Annotated in this window: 4 protein-coding genes and 1 pseudogene; 3 read left to right on the top strand and 2 right to left on the bottom strand. The window is 65.9% G+C overall.

Annotated features, from left to right (window positions below):
* A partial coding sequence (locus tag MOV75_RS35945) for an FAD-dependent oxidoreductase (RefSeq protein WP_247007729.1) occupies nucleotides 1–427 on the top strand: 427 nt, incomplete at its 5' end.
* A gap of 82 nt (nucleotides 428–509) precedes the next feature.
* Nucleotides 510–698 (top strand): hypothetical protein, encoded by a 189-nt coding sequence (locus MOV75_RS35940; protein WP_246932458.1) that lies wholly within the window; start codon nucleotides 510–512, stop codon nucleotides 696–698.
* Here the strand turns inward: MOV75_RS35940 and MOV75_RS35935 are convergent.
* Nucleotides 695–952 carry a hypothetical protein gene (locus MOV75_RS35935; protein ID WP_246932461.1) on the bottom strand — a complete coding sequence of 86 codons (258 nt, stop codon included), beginning with the start codon at nucleotides 950–952 and terminating at the stop codon, nucleotides 695–697. The genes MOV75_RS35940 and MOV75_RS35935 overlap by 4 nt on opposite strands.
* Nucleotides 953–1,230: 278 nt before the next feature.
* Here MOV75_RS35935 and MOV75_RS35930 point away from each other — a divergent pair, with 278 nt between their 5' ends.
* Nucleotides 1,231–1,605, top strand: coding sequence for a hypothetical protein (locus MOV75_RS35930; protein ID WP_246932463.1), 375 nt, complete (start codon nucleotides 1,231–1,233; stop codon nucleotides 1,603–1,605).
* Nucleotides 1,606–1,608: 3 nt separating this feature from the next.
* Here the strand turns inward: MOV75_RS35930 and MOV75_RS35925 are convergent.
* Nucleotides 1,609–2,062: pseudogene (locus MOV75_RS35925) on the bottom strand (polysaccharide deacetylase family protein); the annotation flags it as partial.

Genomic DNA, 2,062 nt, shown 5'->3' with positions numbered 1-2,062 from the left:
CAAGGCGCTGTTCCTGCGCGGCTACTCGCGCGACGTGACGCTGCTCGCCATCGGCCAGGGTGACGAACCCGGCGCAACGCCGGAGCTGACCGAAGCCGGCGTCGAAATCGTGTTCGCGCCCGATCTGCATCTTCGGCGGAGGAGCGGGGGCATCGAGGCTGTCTTCGCCGACGGCCGGACGCTGCCGTTCGACACGGTCTATCCGGCGATGGGCGCCGAGGTCCGCTCGCAGCTCGCGGTGTCGCTGGGGGCCGAGCATGTCGGGGAAGGCTATCTGAAAGTCGACGACCACCAGCGTACCTCGGTCAGCGGGCTCTACGGTATCGGCGACGTCGTCACCGACCTGCACCAGATCTCGGTCGCGTTCGGCCACGCGGCGGTCGCGGCTTGCAATATCCACCATAGCCTGCCGCGGCATCTGGCTTGACGGGAAACGAAGGGCGCGGCTCCGCCTTGGTTGAGCGGGACGCGCGACATCGGCGTGCAATGCCGGCCCGAAGGAAGTGCTCATGCTGGAAGAGAAACTGAAGGAAGCCATCGTTGGCGAGCTGCAGCGGCAAGCCGCCAACCGGCCGCAGACGCTCAAGGTTCAAGGCACGGACGATGCGAACAGTTCGGAGGAGCTGATCGTCAATGGCAGGATCGACCTGGGCGCGCTGGCGATGGTGATTGCAGGATCCGTCGCCGGCGGGCCCTAGCCATATTCCTCGCCGATGCCGTATTCCCGGTAGATCTCCAGCGGGTCGAGGTCGGGAAACAGGCGGCATTTGGCCTGGGCGAGGTGCAGGCTCACCGCCGCCGGCTCCTTGCCGTTCGAGAGCATCTTGCGGATGTCGTCCATATGCGCGTTCGGCTGGTGCTTTGGCTCGAGCTGCTCCAGCGCGACCAGGGCGGTCGCGAGGGCCTCGGTCAGAACCCAGTCGTCGTGGCCGGTGATTCCCTTCTTCGGCATCGGCAGACCCCAGCTGTGGCGGCAGCGCCCAGTCTATCGCGACTTCCGCCAAATCACCATTGAGCCGTTGCGGACGCGCTGCGCGCCAGGGTGACGGCCGTCCTCTGGCTTGCATTGTGGCCGCGTGTGGCTAAAAGGCGGCGACTTGCAGTATCTTTGTTGAAACAATCTTGGCGTAGACGGGCCTGCACCGCATCCAGGCCGGCTGTTCCGGTCTGGGCCCCTGATCCCGCATCGCAACGATCCGATCGCGCTTCCCCTTCAAGGCTCGAGCCAGCATGATCTTTCTCAGCTTCGTCTACCGCTTCGTGACCAATTTCGCATTCATGGCGATGGTCTATTTCAGCCTCAACTTCATGGAGAAATACCAGAACCGGGCGATCATCGCGATCCTGGTGCTGGTCTATGCCGCCATGCGCGCCGCCTCGACGCTGCGGGCGTTCTACTTCTTCCAGAAGATCGAGAAACTGGAAGCCGAGACGCGGCGCCTTCAGGGCCCGATCAACGACGGCTCCGGAGGAACGAGCGCGCGCAAGCAGGTCGTGGCCGACGTCGCGCGGCTGCGGCGCGACGGCGAGCTCAAGTCCTATATGGACCTGTTCTTTCTCGCGCTGATCGTGCTGCTCTGCGTCGCCGCCATCATGCGGCAGTAGAACTCACGCGCGTTTCTTCGCTCTGGTGGCGAGGCGGGTCGGGCGGGAGGCAGTCGTCTTGGCCTGAGCGGCATGCTTCGGTGCGGTCTGCGCCGCATGTGCCGTTCGCCGCCCCTGCGGCTTGGCTTTGTTCTTGGCCGCATGCGGCGTCTCGGCCGCCATCGCCAGCCGCGTCGCGGCACGCCGCGACAATGTCGTCGACATCAGCACCTCGAGCGAGCCGTCCGGGATCGCAAAGAGAGCGCGGCCGGGCACGGGCAGGGTGGCCGCGACATTGGCCTGCGCCATGGTCCGGCGCGGCAGCAATGGCTGATGCTCGGTCTGCGCATTGAGGTCGGCGAGCGAGGGCGCCGGAAGCGTTTTGGTCTGCGTGAACACGAAGCCCGGAACGGCCGGCCAGCGCGCGATCGGCACAGTCTCGGTCGGCGGATGCAGCAGCCACTCCACCGGCGTGGTC

It is taken from the genome of Bradyrhizobium sp. PRIMUS42, assembly GCF_023006515.1.
Classification (GTDB): domain Bacteria; phylum Pseudomonadota; class Alphaproteobacteria; order Rhizobiales; family Xanthobacteraceae; genus Bradyrhizobium.
Note: the sequence above shows the minus strand (reverse complement) of the source record. Positions and strands in the feature narration are given on the sequence as shown.

Coding starts and splice junctions, on each gene's coding strand:
- MOV75_RS35935 (WP_246932461.1), bottom strand. CDS start 952: ATGCCGAAGAAGGGAATCACCGGCCACGACGACTGGGTTCTGACCGAG.
- MOV75_RS35930 (WP_246932463.1), top strand. CDS start 1,231: ATGATCTTTCTCAGCTTCGTCTACCGCTTCGTGACCAATTTCGCATTC.
- MOV75_RS35940 (WP_246932458.1), top strand. CDS start 510: ATGCTGGAAGAGAAACTGAAGGAAGCCATCGTTGGCGAGCTGCAGCGG.